The sequence below is a fragment of the Halomonas sp. MMSF_3323 genome (assembly GCF_030733595.1).
GTDB lineage: Bacteria > Pseudomonadota > Gammaproteobacteria > Pseudomonadales > Halomonadaceae > Halomonas > Halomonas litopenaei.
Genome location: NZ_JASHIT010000003.1, coordinates 27637 through 45089, shown reverse-complemented (window position 1 = coordinate 45089; position 17453 = coordinate 27637). Strand labels below are relative to the sequence as shown.

15 protein-coding genes are annotated in these 17453 nt (G+C 53.4%); 12 read left to right on the top strand and 3 right to left on the bottom strand.

Going from position 1 to position 17453, the window contains the following annotated elements; all coding sequences use genetic code 11:
• The first annotated feature begins 278 nt into the window (after positions 1 to 278).
• From RBB39_RS02100 to RBB39_RS02065, 8 genes are all read left to right on the top strand, one after another.
• Positions 279 to 1475 (top strand): glycosyltransferase family 4 protein, encoded by a 1197-nt coding sequence (locus RBB39_RS02100; protein WP_306168712.1) that lies wholly within the window; start codon positions 279 to 281, stop codon positions 1473 to 1475.
• A gap of 37 nt (positions 1476 to 1512) precedes the next feature.
• On the top strand, positions 1513 to 2637 hold the full coding sequence (gene gmd, locus RBB39_RS02095) for a GDP-mannose 4,6-dehydratase (RefSeq protein ID WP_306168711.1): 1125 nt from the start codon (positions 1513 to 1515) through the stop codon (positions 2635 to 2637).
• 2 nt (positions 2638 to 2639) lie between these two features.
• Positions 2640 to 3614, top strand: coding sequence for a GDP-L-fucose synthase (locus tag RBB39_RS02090; protein ID WP_306168710.1), 975 nt, complete (start codon positions 2640 to 2642; stop codon positions 3612 to 3614).
• 5 nt (positions 3615 to 3619) lie between these two features.
• Positions 3620 to 4120 (top strand): GDP-mannose mannosyl hydrolase, encoded by a 501-nt coding sequence (locus RBB39_RS02085; RefSeq protein WP_306168709.1) that lies wholly within the window; start codon positions 3620 to 3622, stop codon positions 4118 to 4120.
• Positions 4121 to 4130: 10 nt separating this feature from the next.
• Positions 4131 to 5537: a mannose-1-phosphate guanylyltransferase/mannose-6-phosphate isomerase gene (locus RBB39_RS02080; RefSeq protein ID WP_306168708.1), complete on the top strand. Its 1407-nt coding sequence runs from the start codon at positions 4131 to 4133 to the stop codon at positions 5535 to 5537.
• Positions 5537 to 6322, top strand: coding sequence for a glycosyltransferase family 2 protein (locus RBB39_RS02075; RefSeq protein ID WP_306168707.1), 786 nt, complete (start codon positions 5537 to 5539; stop codon positions 6320 to 6322). Before RBB39_RS02080 ends, RBB39_RS02075 begins: the two co-directional genes overlap by 1 nt.
• Before the next feature lie 513 nt (positions 6323 to 6835).
• On the top strand, positions 6836 to 8116 hold the full coding sequence (locus RBB39_RS02070; protein WP_371931852.1) for a sugar transferase: 1281 nt from the start codon (positions 6836 to 6838) through the stop codon (positions 8114 to 8116).
• A 20-nt stretch (positions 8117 to 8136) separates the two neighbouring features.
• Positions 8137 to 9498 (top strand): O-antigen ligase, encoded by a 1362-nt coding sequence (locus RBB39_RS02065; protein ID WP_306168705.1) that lies wholly within the window; start codon positions 8137 to 8139, stop codon positions 9496 to 9498.
• A 4-nt stretch (positions 9499 to 9502) separates the two neighbouring features.
• Here RBB39_RS02065 and RBB39_RS02060 read toward each other — a convergent pair whose 3' ends face one another.
• Together RBB39_RS02060 and RBB39_RS02055 are read right to left on the bottom strand one after the other, a co-directional pair.
• Complete coding sequence (locus RBB39_RS02060; RefSeq protein ID WP_306168704.1) at positions 9503 to 10807, bottom strand: PIG-L deacetylase family protein; 1305 nt, start codon at positions 10805 to 10807, stop codon at positions 9503 to 9505.
• Complete coding sequence (locus RBB39_RS02055; RefSeq protein ID WP_306168703.1) at positions 10791 to 11978, bottom strand: glycosyltransferase; 1188 nt, start codon at positions 11976 to 11978, stop codon at positions 10791 to 10793. Before RBB39_RS02055 ends, RBB39_RS02060 begins: the two co-directional genes overlap by 17 nt.
• Positions 11979 to 12230: 252 nt before the next feature.
• On the opposite strand from RBB39_RS02055, the gene RBB39_RS02050 reads away from it, so the two are divergent.
• The 4 genes from RBB39_RS02050 to RBB39_RS02035 all read left to right on the top strand — a co-directional run bounded on the left by RBB39_RS02050 (position 12231) and on the right by RBB39_RS02035 (position 16753).
• On the top strand, positions 12231 to 13370 hold the full coding sequence (locus RBB39_RS02050) for a glycosyltransferase (RefSeq protein WP_306168702.1): 1140 nt from the start codon (positions 12231 to 12233) through the stop codon (positions 13368 to 13370).
• Between the two features lie 76 nt (positions 13371 to 13446).
• Positions 13447 to 14469, top strand: a complete 1023-nt coding sequence (gene galE, locus RBB39_RS02045; RefSeq protein ID WP_306168701.1) for a UDP-glucose 4-epimerase GalE — start codon at positions 13447 to 13449, stop codon at positions 14467 to 14469.
• Positions 14470 to 14657: 188 nt separating this feature from the next.
• Entirely contained in the window at positions 14658 to 15785 is a 1128-nt protein-coding gene (locus RBB39_RS02040) for a glycosyltransferase (protein ID WP_306168700.1), read from the top strand.
• A 56-nt stretch (positions 15786 to 15841) separates the two neighbouring features.
• Positions 15842 to 16753, top strand: coding sequence for a glycosyltransferase family 2 protein (locus RBB39_RS02035; protein ID WP_306168699.1), 912 nt, complete (start codon positions 15842 to 15844; stop codon positions 16751 to 16753).
• Here the strand turns inward: RBB39_RS02035 and RBB39_RS02030 are convergent.
• A complete protein-coding gene (locus tag RBB39_RS02030) occupies positions 16717 to 17451 on the bottom strand; it encodes a lipopolysaccharide kinase InaA family protein (RefSeq protein ID WP_306168698.1) in 735 nt (244 codons plus the stop codon). The genes RBB39_RS02035 and RBB39_RS02030 overlap by 37 nt on opposite strands.
• Positions 17452 to 17453: the final 2 nt, after the last annotated feature.

Sequence of the window (17453 nt, the reverse complement as noted above, 5' to 3'; positions counted from 1 at the left end):
ATCACTTTGGTCGGTGAGCCGAGAAGGGTACCGGCGCTGGCCCTCCTGCCTCCACCGTGGTGACCAAAGTGGTGCGGTTATTCTATGAACCCAGGACTGACAAAGCAGCCCCCCAGCTACTATCGAAGAATAGATTTTCGTTAATTGAACACGCTAGATACAACAATTGTTCGATTAATATGGGTCTGTCGTTTTATATCTAACTTGCTACTGAATTATCTAGTTTGTGTCGTTTACTATATGTATTAACCTTTGAGTCTAATATGAAGATATTGGTTGTGAACTCTTTTTTTTCTAAGGGTGGGGCTTCTCGAGCGGCAATACGCCTCGTAACTGCTTTACAAAAATCCGGGGTTACTGCGGAGTATTTGTCGGTCTACCCAGAAAAGCTTGGCGTTTTTTCAAAGCTTATACTATATTTTAGGGCGTCTGTTGACAGGATTCCTGTCAAGTTTTTTCTAAAAAAAAAGGTGTTGTTTTCTACTGGTCGTCCTTCTAACACTAGATTGCTAAAGAAAATAAACGCATCCGATGCTGATGTGGTTCACCTTCATTGGATCAATACCGGTGGTATGTCCGTAGAAGATATATTTAGGATAAATAAACCTATAGTATGGTCTTTGCATGATATGTGGCCGTTTACTGGTGGGTGCCATTACGATGATAATTGTGATAAATATGTAAATGGCTGTGGTGATTGTCCAATGTTAAAAGGATCGTCTCACTACGATGCTAGCTATAAGCTAGTCAAGCGCAAAATGAGCGCAGTGGAGCGCCGTGACCATAAATTTGTTGTGAATGGATTAAGCTCTTGGATTGCAGACTGTGCTTCAAAATCTTCTATTTTCTGCAATAGTGATGTGAGAAACCTACCTAACCCTATCAATACGTCAGTGTTTTCTCCACAAGGAAAAGATGTTTCTAGAAGTTATTTGGGCCTTCCTCTTAGAAAGAAACTCATCATGTTTGGAGCGATTTCAGCATTAACTGACCCGAGGAAGGGTTATCTTAAGTTGGTTGAAGCATTAGCATGCCTTCCTAAAGATGATAATGTTGAACTGGTTGTTTTTGGAAGCGACTCACCAGCCCCCACCCTTGATCTGGGCTTTAACGCCCATTATTTGGGGAGCTTTTCGAGTGATGTGGATTTGGTGGCCCTCTATAGTGCAGCAGATGTGATGATAGTTCCTTCTTTGCAAGAAAATTTATCCAATTCTATTTTGGAGTCTTTGTCATGTGGAACTCCCGTGGTGGCTTTTGATATCGGGGGGAATTCTGATATGATTGATCATAAATTAAATGGATATTTGGTGAAGCCTTTCAAATGCTCCGATCTGTCCTTAGGCATTCAGTGGGTGCTTGATAGTCAAGAAAAAGATACGCTTTCTAAAAATTCGCGAAATAAAGTTGTTGAAAACTTCGATGAAAGAGTTGTTTCGTCTAAGTACATAGAGTTGTATAGTGAGATTGTTTAAGTTGAGAGTTAATGGTAAGTGATTTTCGGGGTGACTCATGAATGATAAGGTGGCATTGATTACTGGTGTTACTGGGCAAGATGGTTCTTACCTGGCCGAGTATCTTTTAAAAAAAGGGTATGAAGTACACGGAATAAAAAGGCGTGCATCACTTTTCAATACTCAAAGAGTGGATCATCTTTACCAAGATCCTCATGTAGAAAACCAAAAGTTTGTGCTGCACTACGGTGACCTAAGTGACTCCTCAAACTTAACACGAATCATCCAGCAAGTTCAGCCTGATGAAGTTTATAACTTGGCAGCACAGTCTCATGTCGCAGTGAGTTTCGAATCCCCTGAGTATACTGCAGATGTGGATGCACTGGGTGCATTGCGTATTCTCGAGGCTATTCGATTGCTTGGCCTAGAGAAGAAAACAAAATTTTATCAGGCATCGACTTCTGAATTGTACGGAGAAGTACAGGAGACGCCGCAGCGCGAGACCACTCCATTCTACCCGCGCTCACCATATGCGGCAGCTAAATTGTATGCCTACTGGATTACGGTGAATTATCGCGAGTCATATGGAATGTATGCCTGCAACGGCATCCTCTTTAATCACGAGTCACCGCGACGTGGAGAGACCTTCGTCACGCGTAAGATCACCCGCGGTTTGGCCAATATTGCCCAAGGGCTGGAAGAATGTCTCTATATGGGCAACATGGACGCGCTACGGGACTGGGGGCACGCAAAGGACTACGTACGAATGCAATGGTTAATGCTTCAGCAAGATGAGGCTGACGACTTTGTTATTGCCACGGGTAAACAAATATCTGTCCGTGACTTCATACGTATGAGCGCGAAGGAATTAGGTCTGACTCTACGCTTTGAAGCTGAAGGCGTAGATGAGGTGGCTATTGTCGAACGTATTGAAGGTGATAATGCTCCTGCGCTGCATGTAGGAGATGTTATCGTGCGAGTTGATCCGCGCTATTTTCGGCCAGCAGAGGTAGAGACACTGCTTGGGGATCCTTCTAAGGCTAAGTCTAAACTGGGCTGGGAGCCTGAGATTACAGTGCAGGAGATGTGTGCGGAGATGGTCGCCGAGGATCTCAAAGTGGCCAAGCGCCATGCGCTCCTCAAGGATCACGGCTATGAGATTTCTGTATCGGTGGAGGGCTAAGTATGGCACGTGATCTTGACCAGACGATATTTGTGGCCGGGCACCGTGGCATGGTGGGGGCAGCCATCGTGCGTCGGCTAGAAGCGCTGGGCTACCGTAACATACTTACTGTTTGCCGGGATGAGCTAGATCTGAGCGATCAGACTCAGGTGCAGACCTTTTTTAAGCAGCATTCTATTGATCATGTCTATTTGGCGGCTGCAAAAGTTGGAGGGATCCAGGCAAACAATAGCTACCCGGCTGAGTTTATCTATCAGAACCTGATGATCGAAGCAAATCTCATTGACGCTGCTCATCAGGCCGGGGTGAACAAGCTTTTGTTTCTTGGTTCGTCGTGTATATATCCTAAACTTGCTGAGCAGCCTATGCGTGAGGATGCTCTGCTTACCGGTACCCTAGAGCCCACAAACGAACCCTATGCCATCGCCAAGATCGCCGGTATCAAACTTTGTGAGAGTTACAATCGCCAATATGGCCGTGACTATCGCAGTGTGATGCCGACCAACTTGTATGGACCTCACGACAACTTCCATCAAGAGAACTCTCATGTAATTCCGGCGCTGCTGCGGCGCTTTCACGAAGCCAAGCTAAATGGGGCTAGTGAGGTAAGCGTGTGGGGGAGCGGAAAACCGATGCGTGAGTTTCTGCACGTTGATGACATGGCTGCTGCTAGCGTACATGTGATGGAACTCGACAGTGCTATCTATGAAGCTAATACCTCATCAATGCTCTCGCATATCAACGTTGGTACCGGGAAAGATTGCACGATCCGCGAGCTGGCCGACACCGTTAAGCGAGTCACTGGGTTTGAAGGGAAGGTGACTTTCGACGCCAGCAAGCCCGATGGAGCTCCGCGAAAGCTGATGGATGTCTCTCGACTCAGGGCGCTGGGGTGGCAGTCCAGCATAACCTTGGAAGATGGCCTGGCGGATGCCTTCCGCTGGTTCCTTGAAAACCAAGATCGCTTTCGCGGCTGATCGCGATGAATGAGACACGGCTGAACGGTGAGGGATGGCTAAGCGACGATGCTTTCCATCAAGTGGTGGCGCATACCCCGTTGGTCTCGCTGGACTTCGTAGTGACCAATACCCAGGGTGAGTGGCTGCTGGGCCGGCGTGTAAATCGGCCGGCTCAGGGCTATTGGTTTGTGCCTGGTGGGCGAGTGCGCAAGGGCGAAACCCTAGAAAATGCCGTCTATAGGTTGACCCAAGAGGAGTTGGGACATCCAGGTGACTTGAAGGACATGGATTTCTTAGGTGTCTACCAGCACTTCTATGACGACAGCATGCTTGCTCCTGACCTGTCGACTCACTATGTAGTGCTGGCCTACCAGTTCGTAGAGGAGCTAGATCTCGAGATGCTGCCAAGACAGCAGCACAGGTGTTATCGATGGTGGATGCCACAGGCCGTAGCTTGCGATGAGGCCGTGCACGTAAACACTCGAGCCTACCTACCGGCGGTTGCGTTTCAAAAAACCGAATAAGGAGATTTTCATGATCACGCCTGTCATCATGGCCGGGGGCAGTGGCTCGCGGCTTTGGCCGCTGTCGCGTCAGTTGCGGCCCAAGCAGTTCTTGCCCCTGACCGGTGAAGGTAGCATGCTGCAGGAGACCCTCAAGCGTATTGCGTCCCTCGAGCATCGGTCACCAATACTTATTTGCAACGAGGAGCATCGTTTCTTGGTTGCGGAGCAAGTGCGGCAGTTGGGTATCGCTGACGCGCGCATTCTGCTCGAGCCAGAAGGACGCAATACCGCTCCGGCAATTGCATTGGCGGCATTGCAGGTGTCAGAGAATGATCCCGAGGCGTTGCTTTTGGTTCTGGCTGCCGATCATTTGATTCGAGACGTGGCCCAGTTTCACGAGAGCGTGGATAGCGCCCGAGAGCTTGCCGAGCAGGGTCAATTGGTTACCTTCGGGGTAGTGCCTACCCATGCTGAGACCGGCTACGGCTACATCCAGCGAGGCGTAGCGATGGGTGACTGCGGCTTCCAGGTACAGCGTTTCTTCGAAAAACCTGACAGGGCCACTGCCGAGGATTACCTAGCGACCGGAGGCTTCTATTGGAACAGTGGGATGTTCCTTTTCTCGGCCAAGCGCTACCTTGAGGAACTGGAACGCTTCGAGCCAGATATGGTCGGGGCCTGCCGGGCTGCGCTGAGTGGCGCCAGTGAGGATTTAGATTTCACGCGACTGGATGCCGAGGCATTCAAGGCTTGCCCAGCCGATTCCATCGACTTTGCCGTCATGGAGCGTACTAACTGTGCCAGCGTAGTACCTTTGGATGCCGGTTGGAGTGATATCGGCTCGTGGTCAGCACTATGGGAGGTCAGCCAGCGTGACGTGCAGGGCAATGCCTGCAGTGGTGACGTTATGCTCCACGATAGCCACAGCTTGCTGGTGCATGCCGATCATCGGTTGGTGGCAACGGTGGGTGTAAAGGACTTGGTGGTAGTTGAAACTAAAGATGCGGTGCTGGTGGCTCATAAGGATCGAGTGCAGGAGGTCAAGCAGATCGTTGAGCGCCTCAAGGCAGAGGGGCGCAACGAACAGGTAAGCCATCGTGAGGTTTATCGTCCTTGGGGGGTCTACGATAGCATCGATAGTGGTAACCGATATCAGGTCAAGTGCATCACCGTGAAGCCCGGTGCTAAGCTCTCGGTGCAGATGCATCACCACCGCGCCGAACATTGGGTGGTGGTTTCTGGTACCGCTAAGGTTACCATTGGCGAGACAACTCACATTGTTAGCGAGAATGAATCGACCTACATCCCTATTGGTCAGATTCATGCCTTGGAAAATCCTGGAAAGATCCCGCTTGAGTTGATCGAGGTTCAGTCGGGTTCTTACCTTGGAGAAGACGATATCGTACGTTTCAACGACCGCTATGGGCGCTGCTGATGGGAGAGCCGCTGACGATTTCTGTGATCACCGCCTGCTTCAATAGCCAGGCGACCATAGGCGAGGCCATTGCAACACTCAAGTGTCAGCGCTGGCCGCACATCGAGCATGTAGTGATTGATGGAGCCTCAACGGATGGCACTGTAGCCGTTGCCAAGCAGACTCTGGGGCAGGGAGATGTGTTAATCTCAGAGCCGGATCGGGGCATCTACGATGCTCTGAACAAAGGCATTGACCGCGCTAGTGGGAGCGTGGTGGGGTTTTTGCACTCCGATGACCTCTATGCTCATGAAAATGTACTGGCCAATGTAGCCGCCTGTTTTAAGGACCCTTCGGTGGGAGCCGTCTATGGAGATCTGCAATATGTGAATGCGGCAGATACCGAACGAGTGATTCGGCATTGGACGTCTGGCAATTTCAGCAAAAAAAAGCTCAGGCTTGGCTGGATGCCGCCGCATCCCACTTTTTTTATGCGACGTGAGCTCTATCGAGAGTTGGGCGGCTTCAATCTCGGCTATCGGATTGCCGGCGACTACGAAGCGCTGCTACGTTATCTCGCTAGCGGGAAGGTTAAGGTTGTGTATCTCCCTGAGGTACTGGTTAAGATGCGCGTGGGTGGGGCTAGCAACGGTAGCGTGAAGCAGATCCTGCGTAAGTCCCGGGAAGATTACACTGCAATGCGTAACAACGGCCTTAATCCTCTGGTCGCGCTGCCTTACAAGAACCTCTCGAAGTTGCCGCAGTTTCTGAACAAGAGGAAACGTAAAATCAATGAGATCGGATAAATAGTATGGCCACAGGTCTTGCTCGCTATACGACATTACTTACACAGTAAGATTTTCCCTTGGAATTGTGATGTTTGACGTCCAGAGTGATTCTTGGCTGGTGGACAGGGGGGGGGGCGCAAGGCGATTTTCTTGTTTGCCACTCATCATTGAAGCATCGTTCTGTACTAGCGTCACAAAATCGAAGTTGCTAGGAAATTGGAGAAATAGGTTAGATTAGTAACTGCTCCAGACTGTATACGACAAAGTCACTTCGGCTAGCTAGACAGGACCACAGCGGTAATCAGATCACAGACAGCGTCGTGTCTAGGGAGCATCGGTCTCATCTGGCTCTTAGCTGATTGGTGAGAAAAGTAACTCTTTATCCTTGCGCTGCCAATGCGGATACAGTAATCATGACGGTAGTGACATCGTGCACTCAGTTATGGCGGGGCGCTATAACTAGAAAACATCGTTTGGTCCTTCTTCGTTAACTAGTAGGGCTGAGAAAAAGCGCAAAATACAACTTGGGTCGTGTTTGTGAATTATACTTATGAGCGTCGCCACTCGAGGTGGTATGAAAAGTTCCTTTTAGGAGTTTATTTTCAACTTGTAGTTGGGCTTCCTTTAGTGATATTCGTCCCTTCGTTGGAAAGGTGGGGGTGGGGATTTTGGAACGCGCTAACTGATAATCGCATAAACAGTATTTTAGCTATAGGTCTGGCTTTTTGCGCTATAGTTTTTTTTCTGCGTCGGTTTACGCGCTTTCCTGGTGTGCGAGTGGCAGCCTATGTTGCACCAACAGTAACCCTGGCATTTCTTGTTGTCGTTGCTGTTTTGCTGTTCACTAGAGAGGCATACACTCGCCAAGTCATATTTATGGGTTATCTAACATGCCTAGCTTGGTTTTTTTCTGGTTATTTTGTAGGGCGGCGTTATCGGCAGCTGAAAATAGGTGTTGTTCCTGTTGGTAATACCCTGGAAATGAAGTCACACTCCAGAATAGAGTTGCGGAAGTTGAGCTCTCCTGAGCCCGATGGTGTGCGTTACGATGCGATAGTGGCGGATTTGAGAAGCGATAGCCTCGGTGCTCAATGGGAAAAGTTTTTGGCTGAATGCACCTTGTCCAGAATCCCCGTATATCATGTAAGACAAATTCAAGAGTCAATGACTGGCAAGGTTAGGGTCGATCATCTCTCCGAAAATGAATTTGGTTCTTTGATGCCTTCTGCCATTTATTCAAATGTGAAACGTGTCATTGATTTGGTTGGTGCTTTATTGCTGTTTCCTCCCTGTGTTCCTATTATGCTCGTAACGGCTGTATTGATCCGAAAAGAAAGTGAAGGGCCTGCCATTTTTCGGCAGAAGAGGATGGGGTACAGAGGGAAAGTATTCGAGGTTTATAAGTTCCGTAGTATGTATGTGGGTAAAGTGGGAAAGGGATTCACTGACGGGGAACACGATCCGCGTATAACGCGAGTAGGAAAAATTATTAGAAAGTATAGAATAGATGAACTTCCCCAGCTTTTTAATGTGATTAAGGGCGAGATGAGCTTTATTGGACCTCGGCCAGAGTCGATGGAACTATCAGAATGGTACGAAAAAGATGTACCTTTTTTTAGGTATCGGCACGTTGTTCGTCCAGGTATTTCTGGGTGGGCTCAAGTCGAGCAGGGGTATGCTGCAGAAGTTGAAGGCATGATTGAAAAGCTTCAATATGATTTTTATTATATAAAGCATTTTTCTCTTTGGTTGGATGTTCTTGTTTTGTTCAAGACCGTTAAGACTGTGTTTACCGGCGACGGCGCAAGATAAAATTAATTTGGTCGATAGAAATGTTTCAAGAAAAAGATTGTGCTGTTGCTTTCTCCTCCACCTCTACACAGAAGTGGATGTATGTTTTTTGTCTTGGGCTGACGTTCATCTATGGAGGACTACGCATATGGCTTCCTGATGTTGGCCAAAAGGCAGGAACAGTTATAGCCTTGCTGGCATTGGTTCTGATTCTATGGAAGGGAATGACGCTTCGAACCAGTATGGTTTTCTGGTGTTTGCTAGGAGTCCTGATTGCACAACTGTTAAGCTGGGGAGCAGGGTACTATCACCATCCGGACTGGTTGCCAGACAACCCCGAGCTGGATCGACTTGGTAAGTGGTTTTTGTTCGTAGGTGTTGCGTTCTGGCTTGGTGGTATGCGTAAGAATGTGTGGACTATGTTGCTGCTCTCATTAATCGGCTTTGTGGCAACATGCTTTCTTTTTGAAGGTTCGATTGAACAGTGGTTGCGAGGCCTCCAAGGGCAGAGAATTGACCTAGATATAAGGAATGCCCAGCATGCCGCCATGTTTTTTGGCGTCGCTGTTATTGGTTTGTTGTGTTTTTCTAGGCGTTGCTTTTCACTTGGGCGCTTATCCGCGTTGATGGTTCCTTTTTGGGTCATTTCATTCGCGGTTTGCCTGCTGGGTGTTTTCGTTACTCAGACGCGGGCTGTGTGGCTGTCGCTGACAGCAACCACGTTTCTGGCGATTTTTGTGTTTCTAATAGTGATCTTCAAAGGGTCTGTCTCCAGAAGTATAAAAAGACAGGGAGTCGTAGCACTCGTGTGCATTCTGGCTCTTCTTGGAACAGCGGGTTTCGTCTTCAAGGATACGCTCGAAAAACGTCTTTCGGCCGAAAATTCGGTTATGGCGAATGCCTGGCAAGGCAACTGGGAAGCAGTACCTTACAGTAGTATTGGTAACCGCCTCCACACTTGGCGCGCTGGCCTTGAGTGGTTTGCGGAACGTCCGATCGTCGGATGGGGAGGTGAAGGTCGAGGCTTGGTGATTGATCATACGGACTGGCTTCCTCAGTCGGTGAAAGATCAGTATGGTCATCTTCACAATACTCTTCTGGATTTCGTCGTGAGCTACGGCTTGCTGGGATTGTCCGTCATTCTTGTTCTTTTTATATGGACAGGTCTAGGAAGTTGGAAGGCTTGGCGAGCAGGTGTTATGCCAACGGAAGTTTTTGCCTTTGGCTGGGCATTTTTTGTCTACTACTTTATCGTCAGCCTATTTGAGTCCTATAGTTTTTTCTGGACGGGGTCTTACATTCAGAATGTCGTGATGGGCGTAGTCGTCACTTTCATCTGGCGGTGGCAGTTGGAGACCGGAAAACCTGTTTTTTCATTTCGAAAGAAGCTGACTTCCTCATAGAGGCTTAGGACTGTTTGCTCTGTTGAATATGCTGTAGCACGAAGTTTTCGTGAGCCTTGATATGGGTCTGGAAGAAATCGTGACCGCTGTAGTCACTCCAGTCTGCAGAGGGGATCCCGCTCAGTAACCTCTTAAACTTTCGTTTCAGTTGTCGCTCAAGCCCTGGCGAGCCTCCAAGATCGTGCATGGAGTGCAGTGCCAGGGCTTTTTGTTTCTGGATTTCCATACTAAGTGGAAAGCTGGCGATCTTGTCGTCTCGCGGTGATGGTGTGCCGGTTTGGGTTGGCCACACACCCCCGGCGGCGTGAGCGGGGCCTCTTGGGAAGCCGCGGGTGCTCTTCAAATGGTTGGCGTAGAGCAAAAGGTGGTCAGGGACATGCCCGCTTTGCTCGATGGCTGCCTGCAGGTGTCGGGTGCTGGCGATATGGTCGGCGTGAGGGTCGATGTCTGGATGGGGCGTGATGATGGTTGTTGGTTTGATTTTGTTCAGTAGCGCTGCGAGGTCGCGCTGGAGATTTTCCCCGGTATTTTGCGCTTGCCCGTCAGAGGGTAGAGAAATTTTGTTCCACCGGCGATAGGCGTCTGGTGTGATCGCCGGTGCCGAGTGTGAGGGCACGAGGGTGTTTGGCGTTTCATGCAGTGCTGCAAGGGTGTCGTTGAAGTAGCCTAGCATGATCAGTTGCTCTGCCGGCACACCGGCGAGCAGCGGGGTGGTGGCACTATTCCAGGCGCGAATAATGCCTTTACGTTGTGAAGCCTCCTCGAGTGAATCATCGAGCCCTGGCCAATATTGCTTGTCGAGGCGCTTTAGGCGCTCACCCGCGGTGAGGGTGACGATCCAGGTGTTCTTGGGGTACTGGCTGTAGACACCAAAAGCAGCGAGTTCGGCGTCATCAGGGTGGGGCGCGATGATAAGGATCGGTCCGCTCGCAAGGTCCGGATTGCGAAAGCCGAGTAGTGTCGCGTCCGCCTCAAGCGTCAGATGGTTCAGCGTTAACTGGAGTTGGTCGAGTGACACCATGCCTGTGAGGTTGATTAGGCGTTTGCCGGTCTCGTTGGGCTCGAGATACTGGGTAAACAGTTCCGTAACTTGGCTGTTGCTTCGGTCCAAGATGGTAACTGCCGGCAACTTCCAGCGTGACGTCGCCCGGTAGCGCACTTCCAGCATCCAGGTGTTGGGTTGAACGTCGCCCGGGTTTAGTGAGGCAATGGTGGGGTCAGCCAACTGAATATTGCCATTGTCGTCGATGGTGGCCTTGCATTCCCAGTCTGGTGCAAGGGGGAGGTGGTGGTCACGCTGGATGGGCATAAATGCGTTCCGAAGGGGCTTCTGTCAGTGCCATAAGTTGCTCGATAACGCTTTGCGGTTCAAATACTTTGATCATCTTATCATCGATGATGACTGGGTCTTGAACAGCTTCCAGAAGCTTTTCGGCAAGGCTTGCATCGCTGGGCTCGGCCAGAAGCCTGGTTTGTGGGCCCGTCAACACCTCGCTAATGCCGCCTGGTACCTTGCAGGCGACGCACTGGGTGCCGAGGGCCAGGGCTTCGACCAAGACGATACCGAGCCCCTCGAAGTCGGAGCTGAGCACCAAGGCGGTTGCGTCTTTCATCCAGGGGTAGGGGTTGTCCCGTTGGCCCAAGAAGTGGACTCGGGCGGCAAGGCCGAGCTCCAGGGTCATCTCTTCCAGATGGCGACGTTCGGAGCCATCGCCAATGATCACCAGATCGTGGACCAGGCCTTGATTCACCGCCAAGTGGTAGGCCTTCAGCAGCCGCTGCTGGTTCTTTACTGGAACGAGTCGTGCAACATGTACAAGGTAGGGACGGGGGATCGCCGGTTCTGCCGATTCTGTTGCCTTGCGGCGTATGTCTTCGATCGGTACCGCGTTGTAGAGAAGCTCGCTTCTGGTGACCTTGGCCCCTTGGCGATCCAGATACTCCCCGACTTCCTGCTGAACGCCCCTGGAGACGTGGAGTAGCTGCTTGCCCTGGTACAAGGTTCTCGTCAGCCAGCGGCCTTTGGCGGTGTTTGGAAATCGCCCTGTCACGGCTTCGACGACGCGCCAGGTGCGTTCGTCATCGAACGCCCAGAGGTTTTCGAAGGCGCCCTGGCCTCGAATCAGGATAAGGTCGAAACGACCATGTTGAGCTTCCAGTGCTGCCACATAGTGTGTGAAGGCATTTGAGCAGCGCCTGCCGCGCCAGACGAACCCTGACTGTTTGATAAGGGGGGATAACAGCGCCTTGTCGGCAAGATGGATGAGGCGACCTAGCCCCTGGCGACTCTCGCGGTCAACATCGTATTGGTGGAGCCTCAAGGTTTCTCTGTCGGTGGACGGGACGTCCCCCTTGAGGACCAGCAGATGGGCCTCGTGGTCGACGCTTTGCAGCGCCTTTGCAAGGGTTCTTGTGGCCTGCTCTATCCCGCCCATGCTCATTCTTCTTAGCACGAGCAATACGCGCTTTTTGTCCTTCATGCTCCCGGTCCCAGCTTTTTCTTTGATTTTTCGTTAGTTTAGCAGGTGATTGGTCGGTGCGAATGGCCGAAATAGCGCAGTTTATGATCCAGCATAGTCGGCCCAGTGGAGCGCGGGCGCCCATGGAGTAAAGGGGAGAGGTGGAGAGGAAGCATCGCCGTTGATGTTTCGAGAGGGGGTGGCTCGAACCTGCATAGCATTGTGTGGTCTCATTGTTCACTTTTGCGATCGCAGGACACAAGGGCGCCTATCATGAGAACGCTGGTGGTGGTTAGATCCCTCAAGATGGGCGGGATGGAGCGGGTGGCGGTCAATCTTGCAGATGCCTTCCATGAGACGGGCTATGAAAGCCATCTGGTGCATTTTCGTAAGGTGAAACGGCCTCTGAGGCCAGAGCATTCCGGGGTCAAGGTGCATCACCTGCCACTGCAGCAGCGTAATCGATTGACGCTGGTCGGCTATGGTCTCGAGGTGTTGGCCCGCTTGTTACTCAACCCGCTGATGGGCAGGGCGCTTTTTTTGGGGCTTGGGGTGATGGGCGGCGTCGTGTTTCGACACTGGTTGAAGCGCTTTGAGCAAGAGCACGGAAGAGTAGACCGCATCGTGTTTCGGGGCATCGGCACCTTCGAGCTGGTCTGGAGCTTTCGCGACAAGCGTGCTCGCTACGTGCTCGAAAATATCTTCCACTTCAATGGCGCCAGCCGTCGCAAAGCCTTGTTTGCGCGCTGTCTCTATCATCGTCGTGACTTGGTGGCAGTGTCTCAGGGGGTGGCAGACAGCTTGCGCAAGGCGCAGACACTCTGGAAGTTTCGCCCACGCTCTCTCGCGGTGATTCCCAACCCTTGCCCGCTGCGCGCAATCCGCGAGGCGATGCTGGAAGCCAATGATGCCATACCGCCCCAGCCATACCTTTTGAACGTGGCGCGTCTGGTGCCTGCCAAGGGGCATGATCTCCTGCTGCGTGCCTACGCGCGATCCGGTACTAGCCTGCCACTGGTGCTGGTAGGGGATGGTCAGGAACGAGATAGCTTGGTGGCTTTGGCTGATCAGCTTGGTCTCGCTGACAAGGTCGTCTTCGCCGGCAATCAACACAACCCGTACCCCTGGATGCGCCACGCGCGGCTGTTTGTGCTCAGTTCGCGTTTTGAAGGCATGGGCATTGTGCTGTTCGAGGCGCTTGCCTGCGGCACGCCGGTATTGTCGGTGGACTGCCCGGGGGGCGTGCGTGAGATTCTCAAGGGTGAGCTCGAGACCAGTCTGGTCGAGCGTAGCGAGGAAGCCCTCGCTGCCGGAATCACCACTGCGCTCGAAGGGCCCAAGCCTGAGGTGCGTGAGCAATGGCTGGACGACTTCAGGCCGGAGCGGGTGGCACAAGCCTTCGTTGCGCGCTGAAGATAGCATTTAAGACTCTTTTTAATTTTGGCAGTGGTTGTGGTAACTGCCAGACAATGTCGTAAGGACGAATAGAATGAAGGTATTGGTCACCGGTGGAGCCGGCTATATCGGGACCCACGCCCTGGTCGAACTGATCGCCGCCGGGCATGAGGTCGTTGTCTACGATAACTTCTGCAACAGCTCACCCAAGGCTATCGCCAGGGTCGAAGAGCTGCTCGGGCAGAAGGTGCCGGTGGTGCGCGGTGACATTCGTGATCGCGCCTGTCTGGACAGGGCCTTTGCCAAGCACTCGGTGGAAGCGGTGATCCATTTCGCAGGGCTGAAGGCCGTCGGCGAAAGCTATCGGCAGCCGCTTTCCTACTATGACAATAACGTCACCGGCACCCAGCGCTTGCTCGAGGCCATGGAGGAGGCTGGGGTCAGATCGATCGTGTTTAGCTCCTCCGCCACGGTCTACGGTGAGGACGCACCGGTGCCCTACGTCGAAGCCATGGGACGAGGCAGACCGTCCAACCCTTATGGCGCGACCAAGGCCGTGGTTGAGCAGATGATCGAGGATCTGGTCCGGGCCGACGATCGCTGGTCTGCGACCTTGCTTCGCTACTTCAATCCCATCGGCGCGCATCCCTCCGGGCGCATCGGTGAGGATCCCCAGGGCATTCCCAATAACTTGCTGCCGTTTATCTCCCAGGTGGCGGTGGGGCGCCTGCCGGAGCTATCCATCTTCGGGGACGACTATCCGACCCGGGACGGCACCTGCGAGCGCGACTATCTGCACGTGGTAGATCTGGCCGTGGGGCACGTCAAGGCGCTGGAGGCGATGAAGGAAATGACATCGTCGGGTGTCGCTACCTATAACCTGGGCACCGGCAGGGGCACGACGGTCCTCGAAATGGTCTATTCCTTCGAGCAGGTGACTGGGCAGCGGGTACCGTATCGCATCGCTACGCGCCGGGAAGGCGACCTGCCTGCCTTCTGGGCAGACGCCTCGAAGGCAAGATTGGAGCTTGGCTGGAGTGCCAGGAAAACGCTGGAAGACATGATGCGGGATAGCTGGCGCTGGCAGTCGGCCAATCCTGAGGGGTATGGAGGCTAGTTGTGACTTTACTTTGGCTGGCGTGGCGCACGGCTGCGACTTCCGTCTAGTGCTGTAAAAACTGCGCTAGAACGCTTGTTTCGTGTTTAAGCACATCAGTCACGCGTGGTAGGGCCAAGTATCTGGTCTGGTGAACGAGAGAAGCCGCTGATGATAGGGAACTCCTTTCTTGGTTGGATGCTTCCTGCATGTCTTCTCGCAGCGTATTACGCGTTCTTTTTATCGTGGATCATCTGGACTCAGGCGGAGCGCCTGTAGTGGTCAGGGATCTGATCGCAGGCATGGTTACCGCCGGTGCAGAGGTCACCCTGCTGATCCTGAGTGACCGAAAAAGTCACCGTCTGCCTGCTGAGGTGCACCTGGTGACCATGCCCTATGTGGTCAAAGGGAACCTCAGCAAATGGATGCGCTATCGGACCCACGCGAGGATGCTGGATCGCTGGGTGAAGGAGCAGGAGCACGCCTTTGATCTGGTGTATGCACACCTGCACCATGCCCATCAGGTGGTATCCCGCTCACGGCTTAAGGACGCCGCCTGGTATTGCCTGCATGCCGACCCGGTGATTGGCTTTCTTGGTAACAAGCGTGGTTTCTCGCGGCTATTGAAGAAGCGCAAAGTGCGCGCCTTGTACCAGGGCCGCAAGCTGGTCACCGTATCTCAGGCGATGCTCGATCGGTTGTGTCTGCACTTTGGTGTGACGCCGTCTTGTGGTGTGGCCATCCATAATCCGGTCGCCATCGACAATATTCGTCGGTTGGCGAGTCGTGCCGTCGATGACGTGCCTGGCGACTACCTCATCTATGTCGGGCGAATGGATATTCGCCAGAAGCGGCTGGACCGGCTGCTCGACGCTTATCTAGCCAGTGGCACCGCCTTGCCATTGGTCATGGTGGGAGGCGGGGCGGGGCTCGATGAGGTCAGGTCGATGATAAAACAGCGTGAGCTGGAGGGGCGAGTCCTGACCCTGGGCCCCAGGGAAAATCCCTATCCGTATATCGATCGGGCGCGAGCGTTGCTCCTGAGTTCCGACTATGAGGGGTTTCCGCTTGTTCTGCTCGAGGCTTTGGCCTGCCAGACCCCGGTGATCAGCGTCGATTGTCCCACCGGCCCGTCAGAGATACTGACAGGCGCCTTGGCGCCTTGGCTCGTGCCCCTCGACAGCAGCGAGGCCTTTGGCGCCCGTATAGCTCGCCTGGTGAAGAATACGCCGCGGATTGATGAAACCCAGTGCGAGCACTATCGACTGGAGAGCGTTGTCGAGCGTTACCTGGCGCTTTGCGACGACCATAGAGGTGCAGCCGATTTGGCCCCCTGACGCAGCACATCTTGTTATACTCCGCCGCGAACTTTTCTTCAGGTGGTGGCAAGGCTGTGGAGCAATACGGTGTCAGCGTCGTTATTCCTTCGTACAACCGGCGCGATGCGGTCGTACGTGCCCTGGACTCCGTGCTGAGCCAGGATTACCCGAATCTCGAGTGTATCGTGGTCGACGACGCCTCGACCGATGGCTCTGGCGAGATGCTGCGCGGCCTGGCCGGTGAGCGGCAAGCGCTGCGCGTTATCGAGCTTGAGCAGAATGCCGGTCAGGGCGCTGCCCGCAATGTGGGGGCGCGTGCTGTGCGGGGCCAGTGGGTCTGTTTTCTTGATTCCGACGACGAGCTTCTGCCGGGCTCCATCGAGAGCCGGGTCTCGGTGTTTGTCGAAGACCCTGACTTTGATGGCATCGCCTTTGGAGGCAACATCGTGGCGGGCAAGTCCGAGGTGCTGTTGCCCGGCTCTGTCGAGAAGGGGGAAGATATCTCGCTCCACGACTATCTGAAGGATCGTGGCTGGCTGCACACCAACGCATTCATGATCTCGCGCGAGCGGTTTCTTGCGTTGGACGGGTTCCGCGAAGACCTGCGACAGAAGCAGGACGTGGAGTTCTTTATTCGGGCGCTGTGTCGTGTCAACGCCAGATTTTGCGGCCAGGCCTGTTCGAGGATGCACGACCTCGGTGACGTGCGTGCCCGCAATCACCATGAACGTATTGCCCGCCAGGGCTATCGCTTTATCGATGCCGTGCGCACCAACCCCGAGGTGCAGGAGCGCGTGGAACCTGACCTGCTCAAGGACCTGGTCAGTCGAGGCGTATCCACCTACCTCAGTGCCCTGTACCGCACCGGCCAGTATTCTCAGTTCCGCAAGTCGCTGCGACGCAGCGTTCGTCAGGGAGAGCTGTCGCCGAGCTCGCGTTGGCTGAAACGCTACCTGCTGTCCTGGCTGAGATCCCCGTCGAACTGATCCAGGTAGTGGTGGAGGCGGGCGGAGACTTCCTTGAGGTTGTCGTGGCCACGCAGTTTGTTGGGTGTCAGCGAGTCTTCCAGCAGGCGCCATCGCTTGGCCGCCTGGCGTGGCAGGGGCCTGACGTGGGCGTCGACCCAGGTGAAGTCACCCAGCTCATCGATCAGCAGGTTGTTGAAGTGAAGGTCGCGGTGGACAAAGCCTGCCCGGGCCAGTTGGGCCACTTCTTTGCTGAACTTGTCGAGAAAGCTCGTCTGCTGAGGGCGGGGGAGTTGATCAAACACATCGCCCGCCGTTGTCGCACCGCTGACCCGTTCCATCAACAGCAGTGAGGCGTTTCTGTTGAGCGGATTAAGGCTCAAACCCCAGCCATGGAAACGTGGTGTGCGCAGTCCTGCCCGCTCGAGGATGCGCATGCTGAGGTATTCCTTGCGCGCATCTGACTGGGCCAGCCAGCGTTTTTCGAGATAGTCCCGGGTCAGCCACTTGAAGGGCTCGAGCGTCTTCGAGAACTTGTCCGGCACCACCTTGGCCAGAATCCTGCCGTCCTGGGAGACAAAGAAGCGGCTGGAGCCCACCGCCTCGAAGGCGGCAGTGGTCGTGGTCTGAGACAGCGCAAGACGCTCCGGCAGGTCCCGGGTGTGGAACATCAGGTAGCGCCGTCGCCGGTCGTTAAAGGGAATATCCAGAAGCTGCATGG